27 protein-coding genes and 4 tRNA genes are annotated in these 20,984 nt (G+C 26.8%); 16 read left to right on the forward strand and 15 right to left on the reverse strand.

The features are described 5' to 3' along the window. Positions 1 to 159: 159 nt before the first annotated feature. The 14 genes from AVBRAN12640_RS00460 to AVBRAN12640_RS00525 form a co-directional block, all read right to left on the reverse strand. Positions 160 to 236 (reverse strand) — tRNA-Asp (locus tag AVBRAN12640_RS00460). A gap of 16 nt (positions 237 to 252) precedes the next feature. Further along, positions 253 to 328 (reverse strand) — tRNA-Val (locus tag AVBRAN12640_RS00465). 1 nt (position 329) lies between these two features. Beyond that, positions 330 to 405, reverse strand: a tRNA-Glu gene (locus tag AVBRAN12640_RS00470). A 20-nt stretch (positions 406 to 425) separates the two neighbouring features. Continuing rightward, a tRNA-Lys gene (locus tag AVBRAN12640_RS00475) sits at positions 426 to 501 on the reverse strand. Positions 502 to 735: 234 nt separating this feature from the next. Continuing rightward, complete coding sequence (locus AVBRAN12640_RS00480; RefSeq protein ID WP_336608359.1) at positions 736 to 1,722, reverse strand: beta-ketoacyl-ACP synthase III; 987 nt, start codon at positions 1,720 to 1,722, stop codon at positions 736 to 738. After that, the gene (gene plsX, locus AVBRAN12640_RS00485) at positions 1,700 to 2,689 is read right to left on the reverse strand and encodes a phosphate acyltransferase PlsX (protein ID WP_214150181.1); all 990 of its coding nucleotides are present in this window, start codon (positions 2,687 to 2,689) and stop codon (positions 1,700 to 1,702) included. The genes AVBRAN12640_RS00480 and plsX overlap by 23 nt, the downstream gene beginning before the upstream one ends. A gap of 5 nt (positions 2,690 to 2,694) precedes the next feature. Then, a complete protein-coding gene (rpmF, locus tag AVBRAN12640_RS00490; protein WP_214116941.1) occupies positions 2,695 to 2,841 on the reverse strand; it encodes a 50S ribosomal protein L32 in 147 nt (48 codons plus the stop codon). A 10-nt stretch (positions 2,842 to 2,851) separates the two neighbouring features. Beyond that, complete coding sequence (locus AVBRAN12640_RS00495) at positions 2,852 to 3,202, reverse strand: hypothetical protein (protein ID WP_336608360.1); 351 nt, start codon at positions 3,200 to 3,202, stop codon at positions 2,852 to 2,854. Position 3,203: 1 nt separating this feature from the next. Further along, on the reverse strand, positions 3,204 to 3,617 hold the full coding sequence (gene ndk, locus AVBRAN12640_RS00500) for a nucleoside-diphosphate kinase (RefSeq protein WP_214116937.1): 414 nt from the start codon (positions 3,615 to 3,617) through the stop codon (positions 3,204 to 3,206). Positions 3,618 to 3,671: 54 nt separating this feature from the next. Next, positions 3,672 to 5,282, reverse strand: coding sequence for a protein-disulfide reductase DsbD (dsbD, locus tag AVBRAN12640_RS00505; RefSeq protein ID WP_336608361.1), 1,611 nt, complete (start codon positions 5,280 to 5,282; stop codon positions 3,672 to 3,674). Beyond that, positions 5,279 to 5,938, reverse strand: a complete 660-nt coding sequence (locus AVBRAN12640_RS00510; RefSeq protein WP_239803062.1) for a hypothetical protein — start codon at positions 5,936 to 5,938, stop codon at positions 5,279 to 5,281. Before AVBRAN12640_RS00510 ends, dsbD begins: the two co-directional genes overlap by 4 nt. Further along, positions 5,931 to 6,494 (reverse strand): recombination protein RecR, encoded by a 564-nt coding sequence (locus AVBRAN12640_RS00515; RefSeq protein ID WP_214120267.1) that lies wholly within the window; start codon positions 6,492 to 6,494, stop codon positions 5,931 to 5,933. The genes AVBRAN12640_RS00510 and AVBRAN12640_RS00515 overlap by 8 nt, the downstream gene beginning before the upstream one ends. Further along, positions 6,491 to 7,711, reverse strand: coding sequence for an ArsS family sensor histidine kinase (locus AVBRAN12640_RS00520; RefSeq protein WP_336608362.1), 1,221 nt, complete (start codon positions 7,709 to 7,711; stop codon positions 6,491 to 6,493). Before AVBRAN12640_RS00520 ends, AVBRAN12640_RS00515 begins: the two co-directional genes overlap by 4 nt. After that, the gene (locus AVBRAN12640_RS00525) at positions 7,711 to 8,382 is read right to left on the reverse strand and encodes a response regulator transcription factor (protein WP_214116928.1); all 672 of its coding nucleotides are present in this window, start codon (positions 8,380 to 8,382) and stop codon (positions 7,711 to 7,713) included. The genes AVBRAN12640_RS00520 and AVBRAN12640_RS00525 overlap by 1 nt, the downstream gene beginning before the upstream one ends. Positions 8,383 to 8,460: 78 nt before the next feature. Between AVBRAN12640_RS00525 and dnaJ the strand changes: the two genes are divergently transcribed. Then, a complete protein-coding gene (gene dnaJ / locus AVBRAN12640_RS00530) occupies positions 8,461 to 9,552 on the forward strand; it encodes a molecular chaperone DnaJ (RefSeq protein WP_336608363.1) in 1,092 nt (363 codons plus the stop codon). A 51-nt stretch (positions 9,553 to 9,603) separates the two neighbouring features. On the opposite strand, the gene miaA is transcribed toward dnaJ, so the two are convergent. Next, positions 9,604 to 10,473, reverse strand: a complete 870-nt coding sequence (miaA, locus tag AVBRAN12640_RS00535) for a tRNA (adenosine(37)-N6)-dimethylallyltransferase MiaA (protein WP_336608364.1) — start codon at positions 10,471 to 10,473, stop codon at positions 9,604 to 9,606. Positions 10,474 to 10,529: 56 nt separating this feature from the next. Between miaA and AVBRAN12640_RS00540 the strand changes: the two genes are divergently transcribed. From AVBRAN12640_RS00540 to AVBRAN12640_RS00610, 15 genes are read left to right on the forward strand one after another with little or no spacing between them, the layout of a single operon-like run. Beyond that, positions 10,530 to 11,393: a UbiA-like polyprenyltransferase gene (locus AVBRAN12640_RS00540; RefSeq protein ID WP_336608365.1), complete on the forward strand. Its 864-nt coding sequence runs from the start codon at positions 10,530 to 10,532 to the stop codon at positions 11,391 to 11,393. Further along, on the forward strand, positions 11,393 to 11,881 hold the full coding sequence (locus AVBRAN12640_RS00545; protein ID WP_214116920.1) for a hypothetical protein: 489 nt from the start codon (positions 11,393 to 11,395) through the stop codon (positions 11,879 to 11,881). Before AVBRAN12640_RS00540 ends, AVBRAN12640_RS00545 begins: the two co-directional genes overlap by 1 nt. Then, positions 11,871 to 12,383, forward strand: a complete 513-nt coding sequence (locus tag AVBRAN12640_RS00550) for a helix-turn-helix domain-containing protein (protein ID WP_214116919.1) — start codon at positions 11,871 to 11,873, stop codon at positions 12,381 to 12,383. The genes AVBRAN12640_RS00545 and AVBRAN12640_RS00550 overlap by 11 nt, the downstream gene beginning before the upstream one ends. Positions 12,384 to 12,392: 9 nt before the next feature. Next, the gene (moaA, locus tag AVBRAN12640_RS00555; protein WP_267524258.1) at positions 12,393 to 13,361 is read left to right on the forward strand and encodes a GTP 3',8-cyclase MoaA; all 969 of its coding nucleotides are present in this window, start codon (positions 12,393 to 12,395) and stop codon (positions 13,359 to 13,361) included. Beyond that, positions 13,361 to 14,092, forward strand: coding sequence for a 7-carboxy-7-deazaguanine synthase QueE (locus AVBRAN12640_RS00560; RefSeq protein ID WP_336608366.1), 732 nt, complete (start codon positions 13,361 to 13,363; stop codon positions 14,090 to 14,092). The genes moaA and AVBRAN12640_RS00560 overlap by 1 nt, the downstream gene beginning before the upstream one ends. Then, positions 14,089 to 14,667 (forward strand): 6-pyruvoyl trahydropterin synthase family protein, encoded by a 579-nt coding sequence (locus AVBRAN12640_RS00565; protein ID WP_214149885.1) that lies wholly within the window; start codon positions 14,089 to 14,091, stop codon positions 14,665 to 14,667. The genes AVBRAN12640_RS00560 and AVBRAN12640_RS00565 overlap by 4 nt, the downstream gene beginning before the upstream one ends. Then, the gene (locus tag AVBRAN12640_RS00570) at positions 14,667 to 15,053 is read left to right on the forward strand and encodes a hypothetical protein (RefSeq protein WP_336606707.1); all 387 of its coding nucleotides are present in this window, start codon (positions 14,667 to 14,669) and stop codon (positions 15,051 to 15,053) included. Before AVBRAN12640_RS00565 ends, AVBRAN12640_RS00570 begins: the two co-directional genes overlap by 1 nt. A 12-nt stretch (positions 15,054 to 15,065) precedes the next feature. Further along, a complete protein-coding gene (locus AVBRAN12640_RS00575) occupies positions 15,066 to 15,455 on the forward strand; it encodes a hypothetical protein (protein ID WP_214116907.1) in 390 nt (129 codons plus the stop codon). Beyond that, positions 15,439 to 16,098 (forward strand): 16S rRNA (uracil(1498)-N(3))-methyltransferase, encoded by a 660-nt coding sequence (locus AVBRAN12640_RS00580; RefSeq protein WP_214116905.1) that lies wholly within the window; start codon positions 15,439 to 15,441, stop codon positions 16,096 to 16,098. Before AVBRAN12640_RS00575 ends, AVBRAN12640_RS00580 begins: the two co-directional genes overlap by 17 nt. 57 nt (positions 16,099 to 16,155) lie before the next feature. Continuing rightward, positions 16,156 to 16,356: a 50S ribosomal protein L31 gene (rpmE, locus tag AVBRAN12640_RS00585; protein ID WP_214116903.1), complete on the forward strand. Its 201-nt coding sequence runs from the start codon at positions 16,156 to 16,158 to the stop codon at positions 16,354 to 16,356. Further along, positions 16,356 to 17,168 carry a 16S rRNA (cytidine(1402)-2'-O)-methyltransferase gene (gene rsmI / locus AVBRAN12640_RS00590; protein WP_336608367.1) on the forward strand — a complete coding sequence of 271 codons (813 nt, stop codon included), beginning with the start codon at positions 16,356 to 16,358 and terminating at the stop codon, positions 17,166 to 17,168. The genes rpmE and rsmI overlap by 1 nt, the downstream gene beginning before the upstream one ends. After that, a complete protein-coding gene (locus tag AVBRAN12640_RS00595) occupies positions 17,165 to 17,851 on the forward strand; it encodes a TrmH family RNA methyltransferase (RefSeq protein ID WP_214116899.1) in 687 nt (228 codons plus the stop codon). The genes rsmI and AVBRAN12640_RS00595 overlap by 4 nt, the downstream gene beginning before the upstream one ends. Then, positions 17,844 to 18,869, forward strand: coding sequence for a hypothetical protein (locus tag AVBRAN12640_RS00600; RefSeq protein WP_214116897.1), 1,026 nt, complete (start codon positions 17,844 to 17,846; stop codon positions 18,867 to 18,869). The genes AVBRAN12640_RS00595 and AVBRAN12640_RS00600 overlap by 8 nt, the downstream gene beginning before the upstream one ends. Then, positions 18,869 to 19,663 carry a hypothetical protein gene (locus AVBRAN12640_RS00605; RefSeq protein ID WP_214116895.1) on the forward strand — a complete coding sequence of 265 codons (795 nt, stop codon included), beginning with the start codon at positions 18,869 to 18,871 and terminating at the stop codon, positions 19,661 to 19,663. The genes AVBRAN12640_RS00600 and AVBRAN12640_RS00605 overlap by 1 nt, the downstream gene beginning before the upstream one ends. Beyond that, on the forward strand, positions 19,663 to 20,907 hold the full coding sequence (locus AVBRAN12640_RS00610; protein ID WP_214116893.1) for a homoserine dehydrogenase: 1,245 nt from the start codon (positions 19,663 to 19,665) through the stop codon (positions 20,905 to 20,907). The genes AVBRAN12640_RS00605 and AVBRAN12640_RS00610 overlap by 1 nt, the downstream gene beginning before the upstream one ends. The last annotated feature ends 77 nt before the right edge of the window (positions 20,908 to 20,984 follow it).

Below are 20,984 nucleotides of genomic sequence, written 5' to 3' on the forward strand. Positions count from 1 at the left end.
ACTTGAATTTGGGTTTTTATAAGTATATTTTATTGTTGCTTTTAGTAATGTATTTTTAAAATATTTGTAGTTATTATTGAGTTAGAAAATATTTATACAAAAATTAATTTGACTTATTAAAAAACTTGGGAAAATTGATTTATCTTAAGCGAAATTAAATGGCGCGGCGGACGGGGCTCGAACCCGCGACCTCCGGCGTGACAGGCCGATATTCTAACCAGCTGAACTACCGCCGCAACCGAATTTAATGAATGGTGGTCGCTATAAGACTCGAACTTATGACATCCACCTTGTAAGGGTGGCGCTCTACCAACTGAGCTAAGCGACCATGGCGACCCTTGAAAGATTTGAACTCTCGTTTCCAAACGGAGAGAATGGCGTCCTGAGCCACTAGACGAAAGGGTCTCAAACCTGGATCAAAAAAATGGTGTCCTGTGCTGGATTCGAACCAGCGGCCCCCTCATTAAAAGTGAGATGCTCTACCTGCTGAGCTAACAAGACTTAAAATAAAAATAAGTTTGGATTATACATTTTAAAACTTAAATTAAAATTAATATTAAAATAATTTATAATATTTATACTAAATCTCTTGAAAATAAAGAAGATTTGAATAATCAAGTTTATAAAAATATTGCAAAAATTTTAATTAATAAGTTAAATAAATATACTTGCAAGATTTTATAACAAAAATATACTTAATTAAATTCTTTTATAAATAGTAATATGATTTGAATTTTATAAATTCTTATAATCAATTCCATCAAAATAAGCTAAAGCACTACCCCAAGTAAATCCGCCGCCAAATGCGTCTAAAAGCATTAATTTGCCATTTGTTAAACGACCTTGTTCGTAAGCTTCATTGATAGCTATTGGAATTGACGCAGCTGAAGTATTACCAAATTTATCAACACATACAACACATTGCTCATCACTTAAGCCAAGTTTTTCTTGAACATAAGAGATAATTCTAAGATTTGCTTGATGTGGTATAAATAAATCTATATCACTTGTTTTAAGTTTGTTTTTATCTAATAAATACGACACATCATCTGATAATGTTTTAACAGCTACCTTAAATACTTCATTGCCTTTCATTTCAAGTTTAATAGGCTCTAATTGTTTTGTTTGATTTGAACGCTTAGTGCATAATAAATCTTTAAATTCTCCATCGCTTCCTGTATGAATATCTATAATTCCTTTACCTTCACTTGCACTTACAACGCAAGCTCCAGCACCATCTCCAAATAAAACACAAGTAGTTCTATCTGTATAATCAAGAATTGAAGATATTTTTTCAGCTCCTATTATTAATACATTTTTTTTAGCACCACTTTCAACCATAGAACGAGCAAGCTCAAGCATATAAATAAATCCAGAACAAGCAGCACTTATATCAAAAGCACTTACACCTTTTAATCCAAGTTTATTTGCTACAACTACCGCAGTTGATGGCATAGTAAAATAATCAGGACTTAATGTAGCTACTATTATTAAATCTATTTCATTAGTTTGAATTTTAGCTCTTTGTATAGCTTTTATAGCTGCTTTATATGCTAAATCGCTAGTGTTTTCAGTTTCACTAGCAATATATCTTTGCTTAATTCCTGTTCTTTTTAATATCCATTCATCACTTGTATCTAAAAAACTTTCAAAATCTTTATTTGTTAGTGTTTTTTCTGGTAAATACGAAGCAATACTTTTAATGCAAGCTTTTAATTTCATCTTCAATCACTTTATTTACATTTGAATTAGCAAATTTTAAAGCTTGAAAAATTGCATTTTTTATAGCTTCTTCATTGCTTTTTCCGTGGCTAATGATAGCACATCCATCAATTCCTAATAATGGAGCTCCACCATATTGGTCGTAGTCTAAATGCTGTTTTAAAGCATTAAATGCACCTTTGCTAAGCATATAACCAAGTTTTGACAATGATGATTTTTTAATCTCATTTTTTAACAACTTAGCAAAAATGCCTACAGCACCTTCTGCAGTTTTTAATAATATATTTCCAGTAAATCCATCGCAAACTACCACATCACATTCTCCAGCAAATATATGTCCGCCTTCAACATTGCCCATAAAATTGCTTAAATGTTCTCTTAATAATTTATGTGTGTCTTTTGTAAGTTTGTTTCCTTTGCAATCTTCTTCTCCGTTTGAAAGTAGTGCAATTTTAGGATTTTTTATATTCATCACTTCTTTTGCATAAGCTTCGCCCATTATTGCAAATTGTAATAAATTTTCTTCTTCGCAATCAACATTAGCACCTACATCTAATACTAAAACTCTGCCGTTAAAAGTAGGCATCAAAGTTGCGATAGCAGGTCTTAAAACACCTTTTACTCTACCTATTCTAAGGGTTGCAAGGCTCATTGTAGCACCACTATGCCCAGCCGAAACAACTGCATTTGCTTCGTGGTTTCTTACTAATTCAACTGCTTTATAAATACTGCTGTCTTTGCGTTTTAAAACATCTGTAGAATTTTCATCCATATCAAAAACATCGGTAGTATGAACAAATTCAACTCTATTTGATAATTCTGATGGAATTTGACTTTTTATTTTTTCTTCATCTCCAACTAGAATAACGCTAAAATTATCTTTTTCTTTTAACGCTTTTATAACTCCACTAATTATTGGGGGGAAAGAAAAATCTCCACCCATAGCATCAACAGCAACTTTTATCATAGGTATTAATATTCGCCAGTTGTTGGATTAATTCTATGAGGTAATTTCCAACTACCATCTTTATCTTTAATCGGTCTTACTAGCTCAATTTTGTAATGAGTGCGTCTTTTTGCTGCTCTTGTTTTACTAACTCTTCTCTTTGGAACTGCCATGTTATTCTCCTTATTTACATTTTTGACAATAAAAATAATCGCTTAAATATAAAGCCAATTCGCTTTTTAATACTTCAATTAAGTCTATTTCACCATCATAAAATTCCATAGTGTCGCTTAATTCGTTTTCTTCATCTTTAAATACACCATCGCTTAAATCTAAATTAATTTTTTCGTTAATTTCAATCTCAATTTCAGCAGCACAACTATCACAATAATGAATTACATTGCCTGCTAAAACTGCGTCTAGTGTAACTATTTTATTATCTTTTCTCTTTAAAAAGCCTTCTAATATTAAATTATCAAAATCTAATTTAAAAGGGTATTTTACCGAATTAATTTTACTAAAAGCAATTTTCATTTTAATTTATTTCAAGTTTATTAAAGAAAAACTCTATTTCTATTTTAGCATTTTCTAAACTATCACTACCATGCACTGCGTTTGCGTCAATACTTTCAGCAAAATCAGCTCTTATTGTTCCCTTAGCTGCTTCTTTTGGATTAGTTGCTCCCATTAATTCACGATTTTTAGCAACTGCATTTTCGCCTTCTAAAACAGATACTACAACAGGACCACTAGTCATAAATTCAACTAAATCTTTATAAAATGGTCTTTCTTTATGAACTGCGTAAAATTCTCCTGCTTGTTCTTTTGTTAAATAAAGCTTTTTAATAGCTGCAATTCTTAAGCCATTTGCTTCAAAACGACTTAAAATTTGACCTATAACACCTTTCTTAACAGCGTCAGGTTTAATGATTGATAAAGTTCTTTGCATTAAATCTCCTTAAAATAAAAGCTCATATTATACAAAAATAAATTAATTTAAGCTTTAAAAATTAAGTTCTTTTAATAAAGTTTTTGCATCAACTAATCCTATTATTTGTTTTAGCACTTCGCCTTTATCGTTTAAAACAAGTAAAACTGGTGGTCCAAAAACCTTATAAGTCTCTGCCATTTCTTGCTCAAATTGGTTTGGGTTAGTTAAATCTATTTTGATTAAATTGTAATTTTTCAACTCATTTATAACTTCTTTATCTTTAAAAGTAGTATTTTGCATAACTTTGCAGTTCTCACACCAGCTAGCTGTAAAATACACAATATTTTTTGAACTTAGATTTAATTTTTCTTTTGCTTGTGTGAATTCTAAATTCTGTTGAGAAATATTATTACTTGGATTAAAAGTTTTGTTTAATAATATAAAACTATAAGCTAATATTAAAACTAAAATAATTTTAAAAAATAAAAAGAATTTATTTTTAGTATTTTCAAATAAGCCAAAAAATACTACAAAACTAATACCAAGTAAGGCATATAAAATATTTGTAATATTCTCATTTATTATTCTTTCTAAGAAAAATATTGCTATTCCTAATAAAATAAATCCAAAAAATTTATTAACATATTGCATCCAAGAGCCAGTTATAAATTTAAAACCAAAACCAATTGCTACTAGTGGAATTCCCATACCTATACTCATAAAAAATAATGAAAAAGCTCCAAGCAATACATCATTGCTATTTGCTATATAAATTAAAATTCCAGCAAGTGGTGCAGCTACACAAGGTCCTACTATTAAAGCACTTAAGACCCCCATTAAAAATACTCCGATAATTCCACTATATTTTGAGCTTTTTTTATTTACGCTATTTACAATGAAGTTAGGCATTTTTAGTTCAAATAAGCCAAACATTGATAATGATAAAATTATAAAAATTAAAGAAAATAGAATGATTACAATTGGATTTTGAAAAAATACTTGAACTCCACTTCCTACTAAAGCTGCTATTATTCCTGCTATTGTATAGCTAATAGCCATTCCTAATACATAAATAATGCTTGAAATTATTGGATTTTTACCACTACTTTTTGCCAAAATACTAGATATTATAGGTATCATTGGTAGGGTGCAAGGTGTTAAAGATAATAGTATTCCTGATACAAAAAAAGTTAAAATATTTATTAAAAATGAAGAATTTAAAAGCTTGCTTTCATATTCGTTTTGTGTAGATTGTTTTTCTTTTTTTAGTTTTAAAGCTTCTTTGTTATCGTATTCTAAAACCAATTTATCATTTTGATAATTAAAAGACGCTACAAGTGGTTGATAACATAATCCTTCAGTAGAACAACCTAAATAAAAAATTTTAATATTGTCGTTATTTTTTAATGTAAAATTTGGGAAATCAAATTCTAAAGTATTGTAAAAGACTTCAACATTATCCTTTAATACCGCATTGCTTAAGTCAAATTTATTTGTGATATTTTCGTTGTTTAATAAGACTTTTATTTCGTTTTTATATAAATAAATATCAGGATTTAGATTAAGTTTTATAAAATTTGCTTGAGAATTATTTTCAAGTTGGAATTTAAATGCTTCATTTGGTGGTAGTGGATTTGCAATTGCTAATACGCAAAATATTAAAATATTTATAATAAATTTCATTGTTTTTTCCTTGTTTTTTTATATTGTATAAGAGTAAAACATATGATTGTAAAAATAATAAATAATGTGCTAAAAATAATTAGTATTTTTTCTTTATCGTTATAACTTGCCTTTATTTTTTTAAAGTTTTTAATTTTATCTAAATCAATAGTGCAACCATAATATACATTTAAATTTTTATCTTTTTTGATATAAGTTATTATATGTCTTATTGAGTAGTTAGTCCAAAAAATATTAGCTTTCGTATATCCTTCATCTTTTATTTTTGCTAGCAGTTCTTTTATATAAAATTTATTATTTGTGTCTTTTTCTAAAAAAATATTTTGATGCTCATAGTCCTTAGAATAATGAGCTATATAAAATCCTAACTCATTAAAAGCATAGGCTTTTTCTTGATAATTATCAAAATTAATCGTATTAATTTCTTTTTTGATTAGATTAATTTTTTCTTTATAATTTAAAGAATTTGGAAGATTTTTTGCATAATTATCTATTTTATCTACTATTGCTTTTGCTTGTTTTGCGATGATATTTTTAGTGCCTTCATTGTCTTTTAGTTGATAGTTTTTATCAAGTGTAATATAAACATCTATGCTATTTAATATTACGCTAATACAGGCTAATAATGAAAATAATATAATAGTTTTTTTACCCATCAATACTTACCCTATTTAAAATTGCACTACTTAAAGAGTGAATATCAATATCTTGAATTTTAATACCATTTGGAACGCCTTGAGCGATTTTGCTTACTTTTACATTGTAGTGTTTAAAATAATCTTCTAAATAAAAGCACACCGTATCCGTGCTAACGCTTGGTGTGTAGGCTAAAACCAGTTCTATTGTATTGTATTTGCAAATCATTTTTTCTAATTTTTTTAAATAGTATTCATTGGTTTTTGAAAGTATAAAATATCTACCTTCATATACTTTACATTCATCTATAAAAAATACATCTTTTGGGCTTTCCACTAAGCAAATTGTATTATCTAATTCATCATTTATGCAATAATCACAAAGTTCATTTTCACTTAAGCAACCACAAATAGAACATTCTTTTATATTTTTTTTAGCATTTTCTAAAGAATTCATTAGTTCTTCTAATAAATTTTTATTTTCATAACACAAATAATAAGCCATTTTTAAAGAAGTTTTTTTACCAATTCCTTGAATTTTTCCTATGCTTTTGCATAAATTATCAAAATGTATCACAATATAATCCTAAAGTTATGATAGCCATCATCGTAAAAATATTTAAGCTCAAATCCTTGAGTATCACAAATATATTTTATTAAATAAAGTCCTAATCCAAATCCACTTTGCTCTGCATTACCCCTTGCAAATGGTTTAAAATACTCTTCTGTATTAAAGTCTTTTTCTTCTCCTATGTTTTTTACATTAATATAGTTTTTTTGAAATTCAATTATACACTTATGGTTGCTTGAGTATTTAATAGCATTATCTAATAGATTTTTAATTAATATTATAAATAAAGCTCCATCTACTATTATTGTTCTGTCTTCGTTCATTTTTACATCAATAATTTGTAAATTATCTAAATATAAAGCACTGATTGATTGCTCTAATAAATATGAATACGAATATTCTTTTAAGACTACTTCATGGTTTTTAGATAATATTTCTTCTACTTGCTTAAATTCATTTACTAAAGCATTCATACCTTTGAATACACTTATTAAGATTTTTTTATTTTTTTCGCTTTCTGGCATAGTTGCTGCAAACATTCCTTTAGCAATAGGTGTTTTTAACTCGTGCATAATTGCTCTTAAAAAAAATCTTCTTGCCAATACCAATTCATTATTTTTTTTAGTAGCTTTATTAAATTCTTTAGTTAATAATCCTATTTCATCATTTTTATAATAAGAAAAATTGCTATTTTTTCCGTTTGATAAATCTCTAATATGTCTTGTAAGACCTTTTAATGGTTGAATTAAATTATAACAATATATTAAAGAAGCAAAAAACATCATAATAATTAATGATATTAATAATTTAATTAAACCATCATTTATATTATTATTGTGGGTGTTTTCATAAACTTTTAATGAATTATTTTTTTGATTTATGAGTTTTAAATAATATTTGTCTTTATAAACAATTCCTTGAATTAGTCCAAAATTAGTTTTATGGTCTATTGGCTTATCATTGCTTGTGCAAAGCTCACGCATAAAACGCTTATCTGTGATTTCTTGAAAATCAATATCTTGTAAGTATTTATCAATTTCTACACCAGCACCACTAGCATACAATTTATTAATAGCTAATATTGCAAAATAAAGCCTACTTATACTTTCAGCTCTTAAAGCCTTATTGGAGTATTGAGTTATTTGTATAATAGCTGTAATAGTAAGTATAATGCTAATAGCAAAAACTGCTATTAGCTTACTAAGAATAGAGTGTAACAGCATTAGCCAAGAAGCTTATAACCAATACCACGAACAGAGAATATATGTTTAGGGTCTTTTGAACTATCGCCTATCTTACTTCTTAATCTTCCTATAATTACATCTAAGCTTTTGCTATCTTTTTCTCTTAATGACCTACAGCTATTAGCTAGCTCATCTCTTGATACTGAATAGCTATGTCTTTTCACTAGATAACTTAATATATCATATTCAGCCGGTGTTAAGCTTAGTGGTTTTTTATCATAGTAAATTTCATGTTTTTCATGCTCAACTTTGAATAATGTGCTTACTTCTTCTTCAGGTGGTAGTAAGCTTTTTTTGTATCTTCTAACAAGTGATGATACCCTTGCTTGCAATTCAGTTGGCTCATAAGGTTTTGGTAAATAATCATCAGCCCCTAATCCAAGTCCTAAAACCTTATCACTTGTATCCCCTCTAGCACTTGAAATGATAATAGGAATATCATACTTCTTGCGAATTTCCTTGCATACTTCTAATCCATCCATTCCAGGTAGAGTTAAGTCTAAAATTAGACAATCATAATTACTAAAGTTAGCAGTTAAACCTTCAGCAGGAGTGCTGTAATTTGTAACTTTTATGTTAAACCTTGCTAAAAACTCTGTAATCAACTCAGCGAATTCCACTTCGTCTTCAATCATAATTACATTAATCATTTTTTCACCTTTATTTATTAAAGTCTTTCCATTCTAACAATAATTAATTTATAAATGATAAATTGCAAAAGGAAAAAGATGCGTGACTTTTATGAAATTCTAGGAGTTAGTAAAAATGCTAGTTCTGAAGAAATTAAAAAAGCTTATAGAAAATTGGCATTGAAATATCATCCTGATAGAAATCAAGGCGATAAAGATGCTGAAGAAAAGTTTAAAGAAATCAATGTAGCTTATGAAACCTTAAGTGATGACACTAAAAGAGCTAGATATGATAGATACGGCGAAGCTGGTCTTAATGGTGGTTCAGGTGCTGGTGGCTTTGGATTTGAAGGATTTTCAAATTTTAGTGATATTTTTAGTGATATTTTTGGTGGCTTTGGCGATAGTGATGATGAAGAAATTGATGAAGATTTATTTATTACTCTTGAATTAGGTTTTAAAGAAGCTATTTTTGGTTGTAAAAAGAAAGTTAATTATTCTTATAAAGCAAATTGTATTAAGTGTGATGGAACAGGCTCGGCAAGTAAAACTACAACTACTTGCTCAAGATGTAATGGCAAGGGCAAAATAGCTATTAGAAAAGGCTTTTTCCAAATGGTTAGCACTTGTGATGTGTGTGGCGGTAAAGGTAAAGTAGTAAAAGATAAATGTTCATCTTGTCAAGGTAGTGGAAAAGAAAATAAAAAAGAAGAATTAGAAGTAACTATTCCTGAAGGAGTTGATAACGGAGTAACTTTAAAATGCTCTAATAAAGGAAATGAGATTAATTCTAATGAGCGTTCTGATTTGTATATAAAACTTCGTGTAGCAAGAGATGATAAGTTTGTTAGAAAAGGTGATGATATTTATATAGATGTTCCAATCTTATTTACCCAAGCAGCTTTAGGTTCTACCATCATTGTGCCTACTATTAGAGGAGAAGCTAGTATTCAAATTCCATTTGGCTTAAGCGATAAACAACTTGTAAAAATTAGTGGCGAAGGTGTTAAAAACCATCATACAAGAAGAACAGGGGATCAATTTGTCCAACTTAGTATTATGTATCCAAAACATATAAATGCAGAACAAAAAGAATTATTAGAAAAATTAAATGAGAGTTTTGGTATCAAAAATGATGCTAAAGAGCAACAACACGGGATATTTGATACTATTAAATCTTGGTTTAAATAATTTTTATTTTAATTCAAATTCTTTTTAGAATTTGAATTAAAAATATTTTTATTAAAGTGAGCTTAAAATACTTTCGTATGCGTTTTGCAAATCTTCTTCGCTTTTTATATTAAATATTTTTGCATTAAATTTTTTATTAAAAGTTCTTTGTCTTTTTGCTAGTTGTCTTGTATGAATTGTGATTAAATATTCTAATTCATCTTTAGATATTTTTTGATTAAAACAATCAATTATTTCTTTAGCTCCAATAGAATTTAATGCTTTTGTATCACCATAAATCTTATATAAATTTATAACTTCATCATAAGCATTTAAGCTAAGCATTTGTTTAGTCCTTAGCCTAATTCTTTCGTTTAAAATATCTTTATCCCATAAAATATCGTATATTTTAAGTTCTTTAATAAGTGCTTCTTGAGTATTTGCTTTTAGCCAAAGGCTAGGAATTTCATTTGTGCTTTTATAAATACTATACCATTTATTTAGCCTATAAGTATCATTTGCTGATATGTTTGAGTTTTTATCAATTTTTAGCATTAGATTATAGATTTCATCAAGGCTTAAATTATGATTAATATCATTAATTTTAGGGCTTAATCCATCAAGCATTGCTTTTAGATAAAATCCACTTCCACCTGTTATGATTAGATTTTTTTCATTATTTTTTGCAAACTCTAAAGCCTTTTTGTATTCATCAAAATAAAGCCCTACATTATAATTTTCATTTACGCTAATTAGATTTATTCCAAAGTATTTAATCTCTTCTAGCATTTGATTATCTGGCTTGGCATTTATAATATTTAATTCTTTATAAAGACATAAACTATCAAGGCTTAAAATTATAGAATTTGAAGCTTTAGCAAGTTTATGAGCTAGGTTTGTTTTGCCACTTGCAGTTGTTCCTATGAGAGCAATTTTTTTCATCTTTATCCTTAAATCTTAATTAAAATATTATAAACTAGATTAAAAACGGAAGAGTTATGAATAAATTAAAAAACATTTTAGAATTAATCGTATTTAAGCATAGTATTTTTGCTTTACCTTTCTTAATTATTTCAATGCTTAGCGCTATAAAATTATATGAATTAAGTTTATCATCAATTTGGCTTAATTTTATCTTAGCTATTTTTTGTGCTGTTTGTGCTAGAAATTACGCAATGGCACTTAATAGATTACTTGATGCTGATATTGATATATTAAACGAAAGGACAAAAAATCGTCCTAGTGTAGATGGTAGAGTAGGGCGTGGGAATTTGGTTTTATTTATAATCGCAAATGCTGTAATTTTCGTGCTTTTAGCATATTTTATAAATACTACTTGCTTTTATCTTAGCTTTTTTGCCTTAGCTTTACTTGGTTCTTATTCTTTATTTAAGAGATTTTCTTATTTAGCTCATATTATTTTAGGCTTATCTTTAGGATTTGCTTGTGTAGCAGGTGAAATTGTGCTTACAAATTCTATTAGTGCTTATTCTATTGCTTTATGTTTTGCGGTTTGTTTTTGGACTGCTGGGTTTGATTGCTTGTATGCTTTGCAAGATTTAGAATTTGATAAAGCAAATAATTTATTTTCTATACCATCTTGTTTTGGTAAAACGGCTACTTTATTTATAGCTGCGATTTTTCATTTGATTGCATTTTTGTTTTGGTTTGTTTTTTTAGTTAGTGTAAATGCTGGATTTTATGGATTTTTAGGATTGATAATCGTAGGAATTTTATTAATAATAGAGCATTTTATAGTGAGAAAAAATACAGAAAAAATAGAAAGAGCTTTTTTTGATATAAACGCTATTGTTAGCATAGTGTTTTTGATATTTTTTATAATAGATTTAAAGGTTAGCTAATGATTATGTATGAAGCAAGATTTAGAATTGATTATCAAGAATGTGAGGAATTAGAAGATAGATTTTTACAAGAATATAATGCTATTAATTATCATAAATCTTTACAAGATTATAGGCACAGAGCTAGTAAAATGGATATGTATCCTGAAGATAAATTGTTTTTTGAAATGCTTTGTGATATTAAAAAAGATTTATTAGAAATTAAAAATCTTAAAAAAGATGAATTTATAAAATTAGATAATAGCACCTATTCAAATTCAATAAATTATGAATATATTCGTGTTGAAGATAGTTTAAAACCTAATCAAACATATTATGCAAGGCTTGTTTTAGTTGATAGAACTATATCTTGTTTTGTTAGTGCAATTGATGAGCATACTTTTAAAATCACTCAAATTAAAAGATATGATACAGAAGGGCTTAATTTATTTGTAGCTGATATTCAAAGGAATTTAATTAATATTAAAAAGGAAAAAAATGGGGATTGATTTATTAATTTATATTGTATTTATAATTTTTATAGTTTTATTATTTGTTTATGTAAGACTTAGTTTTAGAGATTTAAATGATAAATTAGATGGGGTTTTAAAGGCTATTGATGAGAATTATAAATCTATTCATAGACTTGAAAAAGATGTAGAAAAATTAAAACTAGCAGAGATAAATAACGCTAAACAAAATGATTTTAATGATAATATTATGCAAAATTGTGAGTTTTTAATACATTCAATTATTGATGAAAGAATTAATGAGCTAAATAGTGATTTAGGCATTATTCAAGAAAGTATTCAAGAAGTTACAAAAAACCAAGATAGTAGAATTGCAAATTTAGAACTTGCAAACGAGCCAATCACTAGGCTAAGTCCTAATGAAGACGCTGAAAGAATGCAGATTTTAAAACTTTTTGGAGATGGTAAAAGCGTAGAAGAAATAGCATTACTTCTAAACAAAAGCCCACAAGCAATTAATATTATTTTAAAAAGTTTATAAGGACTAAAAATGTTAATTGATTCGTATGGAAGAAGGATAAATTATTTAAGAATTTCACTTACTCAAAGATGTAATTTCCGTTGTCTTTATTGTATGCCAAAAGTTCCTTTTAATTGGGTTCCTAAAGAAAATTTATTAAGCTATGAAGAATTATTTTTATTTGCAAAATTATGTATGGATAAGGGTGTAGATAAAATCCGTTTAACTGGTGGAGAACCACTTGTAAGAGCTGATTTGGATAAATTCATAAAAATGCTAATTGATTATAAGAGCGATTTGGATTTAGCACTTACAACTAATGGATTTTTATTAAAAGAACAAGCGGCAAAATTAAAAGCAGCAGGACTTGTAAGAATAAATGTATCTCTTGATACTTTAGTGCCACAAAGAGCAAAATTAATCTCTCAAAAAGATATTTTAAAAGAAGTTTTAGAAGGTATAGAAGAAGCCTTAAAAGTAGGGTTAAAAGTAAAGATTAATTGCGTTCCTTTAAAGGGTATTAATGAAGATGAATTAATTGATTTGATTATGTTTTGCAAAGATAAAAATATTCAAATAAGATTTATTGAATTTATGGAAAACGAACACGCTTACGGACAATTATGTGGATTAAGAGAAGCTGAAATACTAGATAAAATCAAGCAAAGATTTAGCATAAATGCACTTGAGAAAGAGCCAAATTCTCCTGCTAGTTTATATAAAATTGATGAGTTAGATTATGTATTTGGTGTGATTAATCCACACAAGCACGATTTTTGTGATAGCTGCAATCGTTTAAGACTTAGTGCGGAAGGATTTTTGATACCTTGCCTTTATTTTGATGAAGCTATGAGTATTAAAAAGGCTTTAAGAAATAAAGATATTAATAAGGCTTTAGAGATTTTAAATACGGTTTTAGAAAACAAACCTGAGAAAAATAAATGGAGCGAAGAAGATAATAAAAGCTCTGCTAGGTCGTTTTCACAAACGGGTGGATGATGAAATTAGTTGAAGAATTTTTAAGTATTCAAGGTGAAGGGATATTTGCAGGAAGACTTGCTTATTTTATCCGTTTTGCGGGGTGCAATTTCTCTTGCTATGGATTTGGAGTTGTTAAGAGCAAAAATAATAAAACATTAGTTGGTTGCGATACTTTAAGAGCTGTTTATACTAATGAATTTAGTGATGAGTATAAGGAATTTAAATTAGAAAATATAATCAATAAATTAAATTCATTTAGCTATAAACCTATGATAGTAATTACTGGTGGAGAGCCTTTAATTCATCAAGAAAATCCTAAATTTATAGAGCTTTTAGAATATTTGGTAAAAAATGAATATTTAGTGCAGTTTGAGACTAATGCTAGTATTTGTTTAAAAGAATACGATTTTTATAAAAATTGTTATTTTGCAATGGGAGTAAAACTTGCAAATAGCAAAATGCCAAAGGAAAAAAGAATAAATTATGAAGCAATTAATTCAATTTTAAAGCAATCAAAACAAGCATTTTTTAAAGTCGTTTTAGATAAGGCGGATTTAGAAGATAATCAAGAATTATTTGAATTAAGAAATGTTTATAAAGACGCTAATTTTTATCTAATGCCAAAGGGTGCGACTAATGATGAATTAAGAGCGAATGCTAAGAGCGTTTTAGAATTTGCTATTAAAAATGGCTTTAATTATACAGATAGGATACATATTAGAATTTATGATGATTTGGAGGGTGTATGAGAATAGGTAAATTATTTGAGTTTGAAAATGCTCATATAGTTAGGTTTTGTAGTTCAAAAAGATGTAAAACTAGCATTCACGGACATTCTTATAAATTAGAATTAATTTTATATGCAAATACTCTTGATAAAGCGGGAATGGTTTATGATTTCGGGCTTTTAAAGGGAAATATTAAGCAAATAATAGATGCGTTTGACCATAGCACTTGTATTTATAAATACGATGATTTAGAGTATGTAAATGATATTAAAAAGCATTCAGCTAGGTGGGTTGAGCTACCTTGTAATATCAGTGCCGAAAATCTTAGCATAGTGTTTTTTATATTAATTTCTAAGATTTTACAAAATTCAAAAATGCACAATGATGAGAATGTAAGAGTAGATAAAATCAGACTAAATGAGACTAGAACAGGCTGGGCTGAATGTGAATATGATGATGCTTTTTATAATGATGAGCCTAGAATTAATTTAAATGAAATAACTTTTTCTAAGGCAATTTTAGAAGATTTTAGTGATATAAATTTATTTGAAAAAATTAAAAATAATGAGATTTTTATAAATCCAAAGGAAGTTTAATGAGTATTATTGGCATTCATATGTTTTTCGTGTATTGCTTGGTAGCTTTAGAATTTTCTTATTTGTTTATTTCTCAATGTTGTAAGGATATTAATAAATTTATTTCAAGAATTTCAATTATTAGTCCAATACAAATTATAGCCTTAGTTTTGGTATTATTAAGTGGTATGTTTATTGAAGCTACTAAGGCATTTTTTAATTTTAAGATTTTTTTATTTTTAAGTTGGATTTTGATTTTTTATCTTAGCATTAGACAGCTTGTAATTTTTAATAAGATAAAAAAAGCAAAAAAAAGCTTTAATTTTAAATTATTCAGTATTGTTTTTGAGATATTAAAAATATTTTTAATCATATTTGCTGGTGTTACAAATTCTTTATTATTTTAATCGGAGTTTTTAATGAGTGATTTTATAAGTGTGCATTTGTTTTTTGTATATATTTTAATAATTTTAGAACTTTTATATTTTGTTTTTTCACAATATTTAAAGGACATTCATAAATATATTTTTAGAATTAGAGTGCTTTTGCCTGCTTATTATACGATAATTGTTTGTGTGTTTTTTACAGGCATTATTATTGAAGCTATGAAAGGCTTTAATGATTTTAGATTTTTAATGCTATTTGCTGTTATTTTAATTTTAGGAATTTCTATATTTCAATTTATTAAATTTAAAAAATATAGAAAAAGCAAAGAATATTTAAAATTTAAAAAATTAAGTTTATTTTTAGAGCTTATAAAATTATTTGCTATTTTAATTGCAGGATTTAACAATGTTTTATTATTTTAATGATTTAGCAGGTAGTGAAGAAATTGTTTTAGATAGTGAATTAGTATCTCATTTTAAAGCTAGGCGAGAACAAATAGGAAATATAGTAAATATAAGTAGATTAGATGGGTTTTTATACAAATATGAAATAATATTTATGCAAAGAAATAAAATCATTTTAAAAATGCTAGAACAATGTGAATTTAAAGCAAATAAAAGTGGTGTAAAAATTGCACTTGCTATGATAGAAATTGATAGTATTTTTGAAATTGCACCTTATTTAAATGAATTAGGATTAGAAGAATTATTTTTAGTTTATACAGATTTTTCTCAAAAATCTTATAAATTTGATGATAAAAAACTAGCTAAACTTGAAAAGATTTTGCATAATTCAAGCTCACAATGTGCTAGGGCTGATATTTTAAAAATCACAATTTTAAATAATTTAGCCGAACTTAAAAAACTTTATAATGATTTTGTTTTAATTGATTTTAATAAAAATGATTTATGCGAGTTTAATAAAGATTGTTTATATGTAATTGGTCCTGAAGGTGGTTTTAGTGAAAAAGAAAGGAATTTATTTAAAACTCAAGGTTTAAAAATTACAAATATTTTAAAAGCAAAAACGGCTATTATAAGCATAAGTTCAAAAATTTTAATGTAGATTTAATGTAATTTAAGATACAATCACAGCTTTATTTATGCCAAAAAGGAAAATATTATGAAAAAAGACATTCATCCAGATTATAAAAAATGCACTGTAACTTGTGCTTGTGGAAATACTTTTGTAACTAAATCAAATAAAGAAGAATTAAGAGTAGATATATGCTCAAGTTGTCATCCATTTTTCACAGGAAGTGAAAAAATCGTAGATGCTGCAGGTAGAGTTGAGAAGTTTAAGAAAAAATATTCAATGCAATAATGCTTTATTTCGTTCCTACACCAATAGGAAATCTAGGCGATATTTCATATCGTGCTTTAGAAGTCTTACAAGTTTGCGAGTTAATTTTTTGTGAAGATGTGCGAGTTTGTAAGGCTTTACTTAATTTATTAAGTAGTAAATATAATATAGAATTTAATATAAATAATTTCATATCACTACATTCACACAATGAAAAAGATTTTGATTTTTCTAAAATTGATTTTTCTAAAAATATAGCTTATTTGAGTGATGCAGGTATGCCTTGCATAAGCGATCCTGGAATTTCACTAGTAAAATATGCTCAAGAAAATTATATAAAATATAGTGTTTTGCCTGGTGCAAATGCTGCTATTACTGCACTTGTTGCAAGTGGGTTTTCTGATAAGGAATTTATATTTTTAGGATTTTTAAATATCAAAAAAAATCGTCAAGCTCAAATAGAAAATGCTCTAAACCAAAGCTATCCAACTATTATATATGAAGCTCCTACAAGGATTTTGGATTTAGTATTAGATATTGCAAAAATTGATGAAGATAAAGAATTATTTTTAATTAAAGAAATATCAAAAATGTATGAAAAAACCTATAAAGATACTGCTAAAAATCTAGCAAATATTTTAAAAAATGAGAATTTAAAAGGCGAATGGGTAGTGGTTATAAATAATGAAAATTCTATTTCAAATTCTAATATAAATTCTCAAGATATTTTAAATCTTAATATAAGTTTAAAAGATAAAGCGAAATTATTGAGTAAATTAAATGGGCTTAGCCCAAAACAAAATTATGAAAATTTATTAAAGAGTGAAAAATGATAATTTACGGCAAACAAGTGCTAATGCACTATATTACAAAACATCCTGAAAAAATAGAAGAAATATATTTAGCAAAAGATTTAGATAAAGATAGCTTTAGACAAATTACAAAATTAGGCAAAAAAATCCATAAGTTAGATTTTATTAAAGCTCAAGCAATGGCAAAGGGTGGAAATCATCAAGGCTATTTAGCAAAAGTTAGCGAATACGAATTAGCAAATATAAATGAGTTTAAAAAATTTGAAAAAATTGTTTTATTGCACGAATTAAGCGATGTTGGAAATATAGGTTCAATTGCTAGAAGTGCTTATGCTTTAGGGTTTGATGGGATTATTCATTCAGGAAATAATATTAATATAGAAGCAGTTATGCGTTCTAGTGCTGGTGCTTTACTTGAATTAAAATTAGCATTTACTAAGGATATTTTAAGCTTGGTTAATGAATTTAAGCAAGTTGGTTTTAGCTTTTATGCTGCAAATAATTCAGAAAATGCTAAAGAGCATAATAAAATAAAATATGCTACAAAATCGGTTTTAGTTATGGGTAGCGAAGGTAATGGACTTAGTTCTAAGATTATTAAATCTTGTAATGAAGAAGTAAAAATTACTATGAAAAATAATTTTGATAGCCTAAATGTTAGTAATGCTTTTGCTATTTTAGGCGATAGGATGATAAATGAATGAAGTAGATTATTTAAAAAGTTTTTCTGTTAAAGAAATAGCTTTAAAAACTCACTTAGATGAAGCTAGAATTAAAGCAATAATTAATAAAGATTATGAGAATTTAAGTAGTGTTAATATTGCAATGAATATAAAGATTTTAGAGCGTGAATATAATATTGATTTTAGCGAATGGTTAAATGAATATAATGAATATAAAAACAATCATTTTAAGGACAAAAAAAATTCTTTAAAAGTAAAACCTAAAGTAATGGGTTATAACTCTGATAAGGAATCAAATAGTAATTTGGCTTATTTTATATATCTTAGTTTAGCTACTATTATTGTAATAGCTGGGGTTTTTTATTATTTTAATTATTATGATGAAAATTCTCAAGAAGTAGTAGAAAATACCACAACTCAAGAAAAACCAATAGAAGAATTGCAAGTAAATCAGCAAGAAAATTCTACACAAACCAAAACTCAAATAGAACCTATTAAAGAAGTAAAAGAAGAAATAAAACCAGCTACTCCTTTAGTAGAGAAAAAGCTTGAAGAAGTAAAAGAAGATAAAAAGCCTGAAAATTTAGAAGAGAGTAAAATCAATACAAAAGAAGAAACAATTCAAATTCCAGCACAAGTAGAGCTTATTCCTGAAATAAAACCACAAGAGATTAAAACTCAAGAAGTTAAAGTTCAAGAAGTAAAATCTAATGAAATTAAAGAAGAAAAAGCAGAGATTATAGAGCCTAAAGTAGAGATTAAAAAAGATAATAAATTATTATTAAGTCCAAATTCTAAGGTTTGGGTTAGTGTTAAGAATTTAAAAACAAAAGAAACTAAAAATTATATGATAGTAAAAAGTGCTAGTTTTACTCAAGACTCTTTAATTTTTGTTGGTAATAACTTATTCACTCTTGAGTTAGATGGTTCTAAGATAGAATTACCTAGCACAAATGATGCTAGATATATTTTATTTAAAGATGGAAAAGTTACTTTTTTAAGTCAAAAAGAATATACAAAATTAGATAAGGCAAAATAATGAAAAAATTAATATGTTTATTTGTATTAGCTAGTTTTTCTTATGCTACTTCTTCTTATGAAATAGCTTCAAAATTAGTAAATGATGATAGCAAAGATGCAAAGCTTAGATTATTATTTCCTAGTGGGTCTTATATGCAAGGAAATATGCCAAATATTAAAGCAATTACTCAAGTTTTAAAAATGAATTCTTTATTAACTTATGCTTATTCAAACGCTACAAATATGCAAATTAAATTTAGCGCAAAGGCAAAAGCAGGGATATTTTTAAAGGCTATTACAAAAGCTTATGAGCAAATAGGAATTAATTATTATTTAGTTAGTGAATATGTAAAAAATAATGATGAAATTAGTGTTGCTTTTACGATTAATTCAAAATTTAGTATAGACCCAGGTGCTTTATACGAAGCTTTAAAAAAGACAGGGGTATATATAATAGATGCTAGAAGAAATCAGAATGAATTTAGTTATGAACTTGATTTTAGCAGAGCAAATATACAAGCTGATTTTGAATTAAATAAAGGCGATTTATTAGAGCTTACTAAACCACTTGATGCGTATTTTATAAAAGTGAATAATATTTCTAAGCTCGTAATTGATAGAAATTTAAATAATATTTGGTATCCAAAGATTGAATTTTTAGATAAGAATTTAAATCTTATTTCAACTTATAAAAGTGAAAATAATTTTAAAGAATTAAATGTAGCAGTTCCTAAAATGTGTGCTTATATGATAGTAGGAGATGCTTTTACGCTAGAAAATATTAGATTAGGATTAAATATAAAGGGAATGTAATGAAAATAGCTTTATTAGGGTATGGAACGGTTGCTAGTGGTGTAGCAAAATTAATCAAAACAAATTCTGAATTAATTCAAAAAAGACTAGGCAAAAAATTAGAAATTTCTTTAGTTTATACAAGAGAACATAAGGCAAATTGTCCTTATACTCAAACAAGTAATTTTGAAGATATTTTAAATAGCGATTGTGATGTAGTTTGTGAATTAATGGGTGGGACTACATTTGCTTATGAGTGCATTAAAAAAGCTCTTGAAAAAGGAAAACATGTAATAACAGCTAATAAAGCTTTACTTGCTTATTATCGTTATGATATTGAAAATATGCTAAAGCCTAATCAATATTTTGGCTATGAAGCAAGTGTTGCTGGCGGTGTGCCTATTATTAAAATTATCAAAGAAGGTTTAAGTGCTAATAAATTTAATTGTATTAAAGGTATATTAAATGGCACTTCAAATTACATTCTTACAAAAATGCAAAATGAAGGCTTAAGTTATGAAATAGCCTTAAAACAAGCTCAAGAATTAGGCTATGCAGAGGCTGATCCTACATTAGATATTAACGGAATGGACGCAGCACATAAACTAACCATTTTAGCAAGTCTTGCTTATGGAGTTAATATAAAACCTGAAGATATTTTGGTTCAAGGAATTGATAAGATTAGTAATGATGATTTTTATTTTGCTAAAGAATTTGAATTTGGAATTAAGCTTTTAGCAATTGCAAAACAAAATAATGATAAGGTAGAAATTAGAGTTCATCCAACATTAATAGATAAAAATCATATCTTAGCTAGTGTAAATAATTCTATGAATGCTATTTTGCTTAACGATAATGCTTTAGGAGAGAGTTTGTATTATGGAGCAGGTGCAGGAAGTCTTGAGACTGCTAGTGCTGTTTTAAGCGATTTAATGCAAATAGCTGATAATAAAACTCGTAAAATGCTAGGATATAATGAATTACCAGTGGTATCTTTAGTATCAACTTGCGATATAACTTCTAAATATTATTTAAGATTAAGTGTAGATGATAAGATAGGTGTTTTAAACAAAATTACAAGTTTAATGAGTAATAATGAAATTAGCATAGATAGTCTAATGCAACGCCCATCAAAAAATCAATCAAGGACAATTTTTATTACAACTCATCTTGCAAATGAAGCAAAAATCAATAAATTATTGCAAGAATTACAAGTTCAAGAATTTGTAAAAGATGAAATTAATTTAATAAGAATAGAAGAATAGTAATTCATTTAATAATTTGGAATATTATTTATAAAAGATAATTTTTATCCCATTTTAAAAAATGGATAAAAAAGCTT

It is taken from the genome of Campylobacter sp. RM12640 (genome assembly GCF_020137595.1).
GTDB lineage: Bacteria > Campylobacterota > Campylobacteria > Campylobacterales > Campylobacteraceae > Campylobacter_E.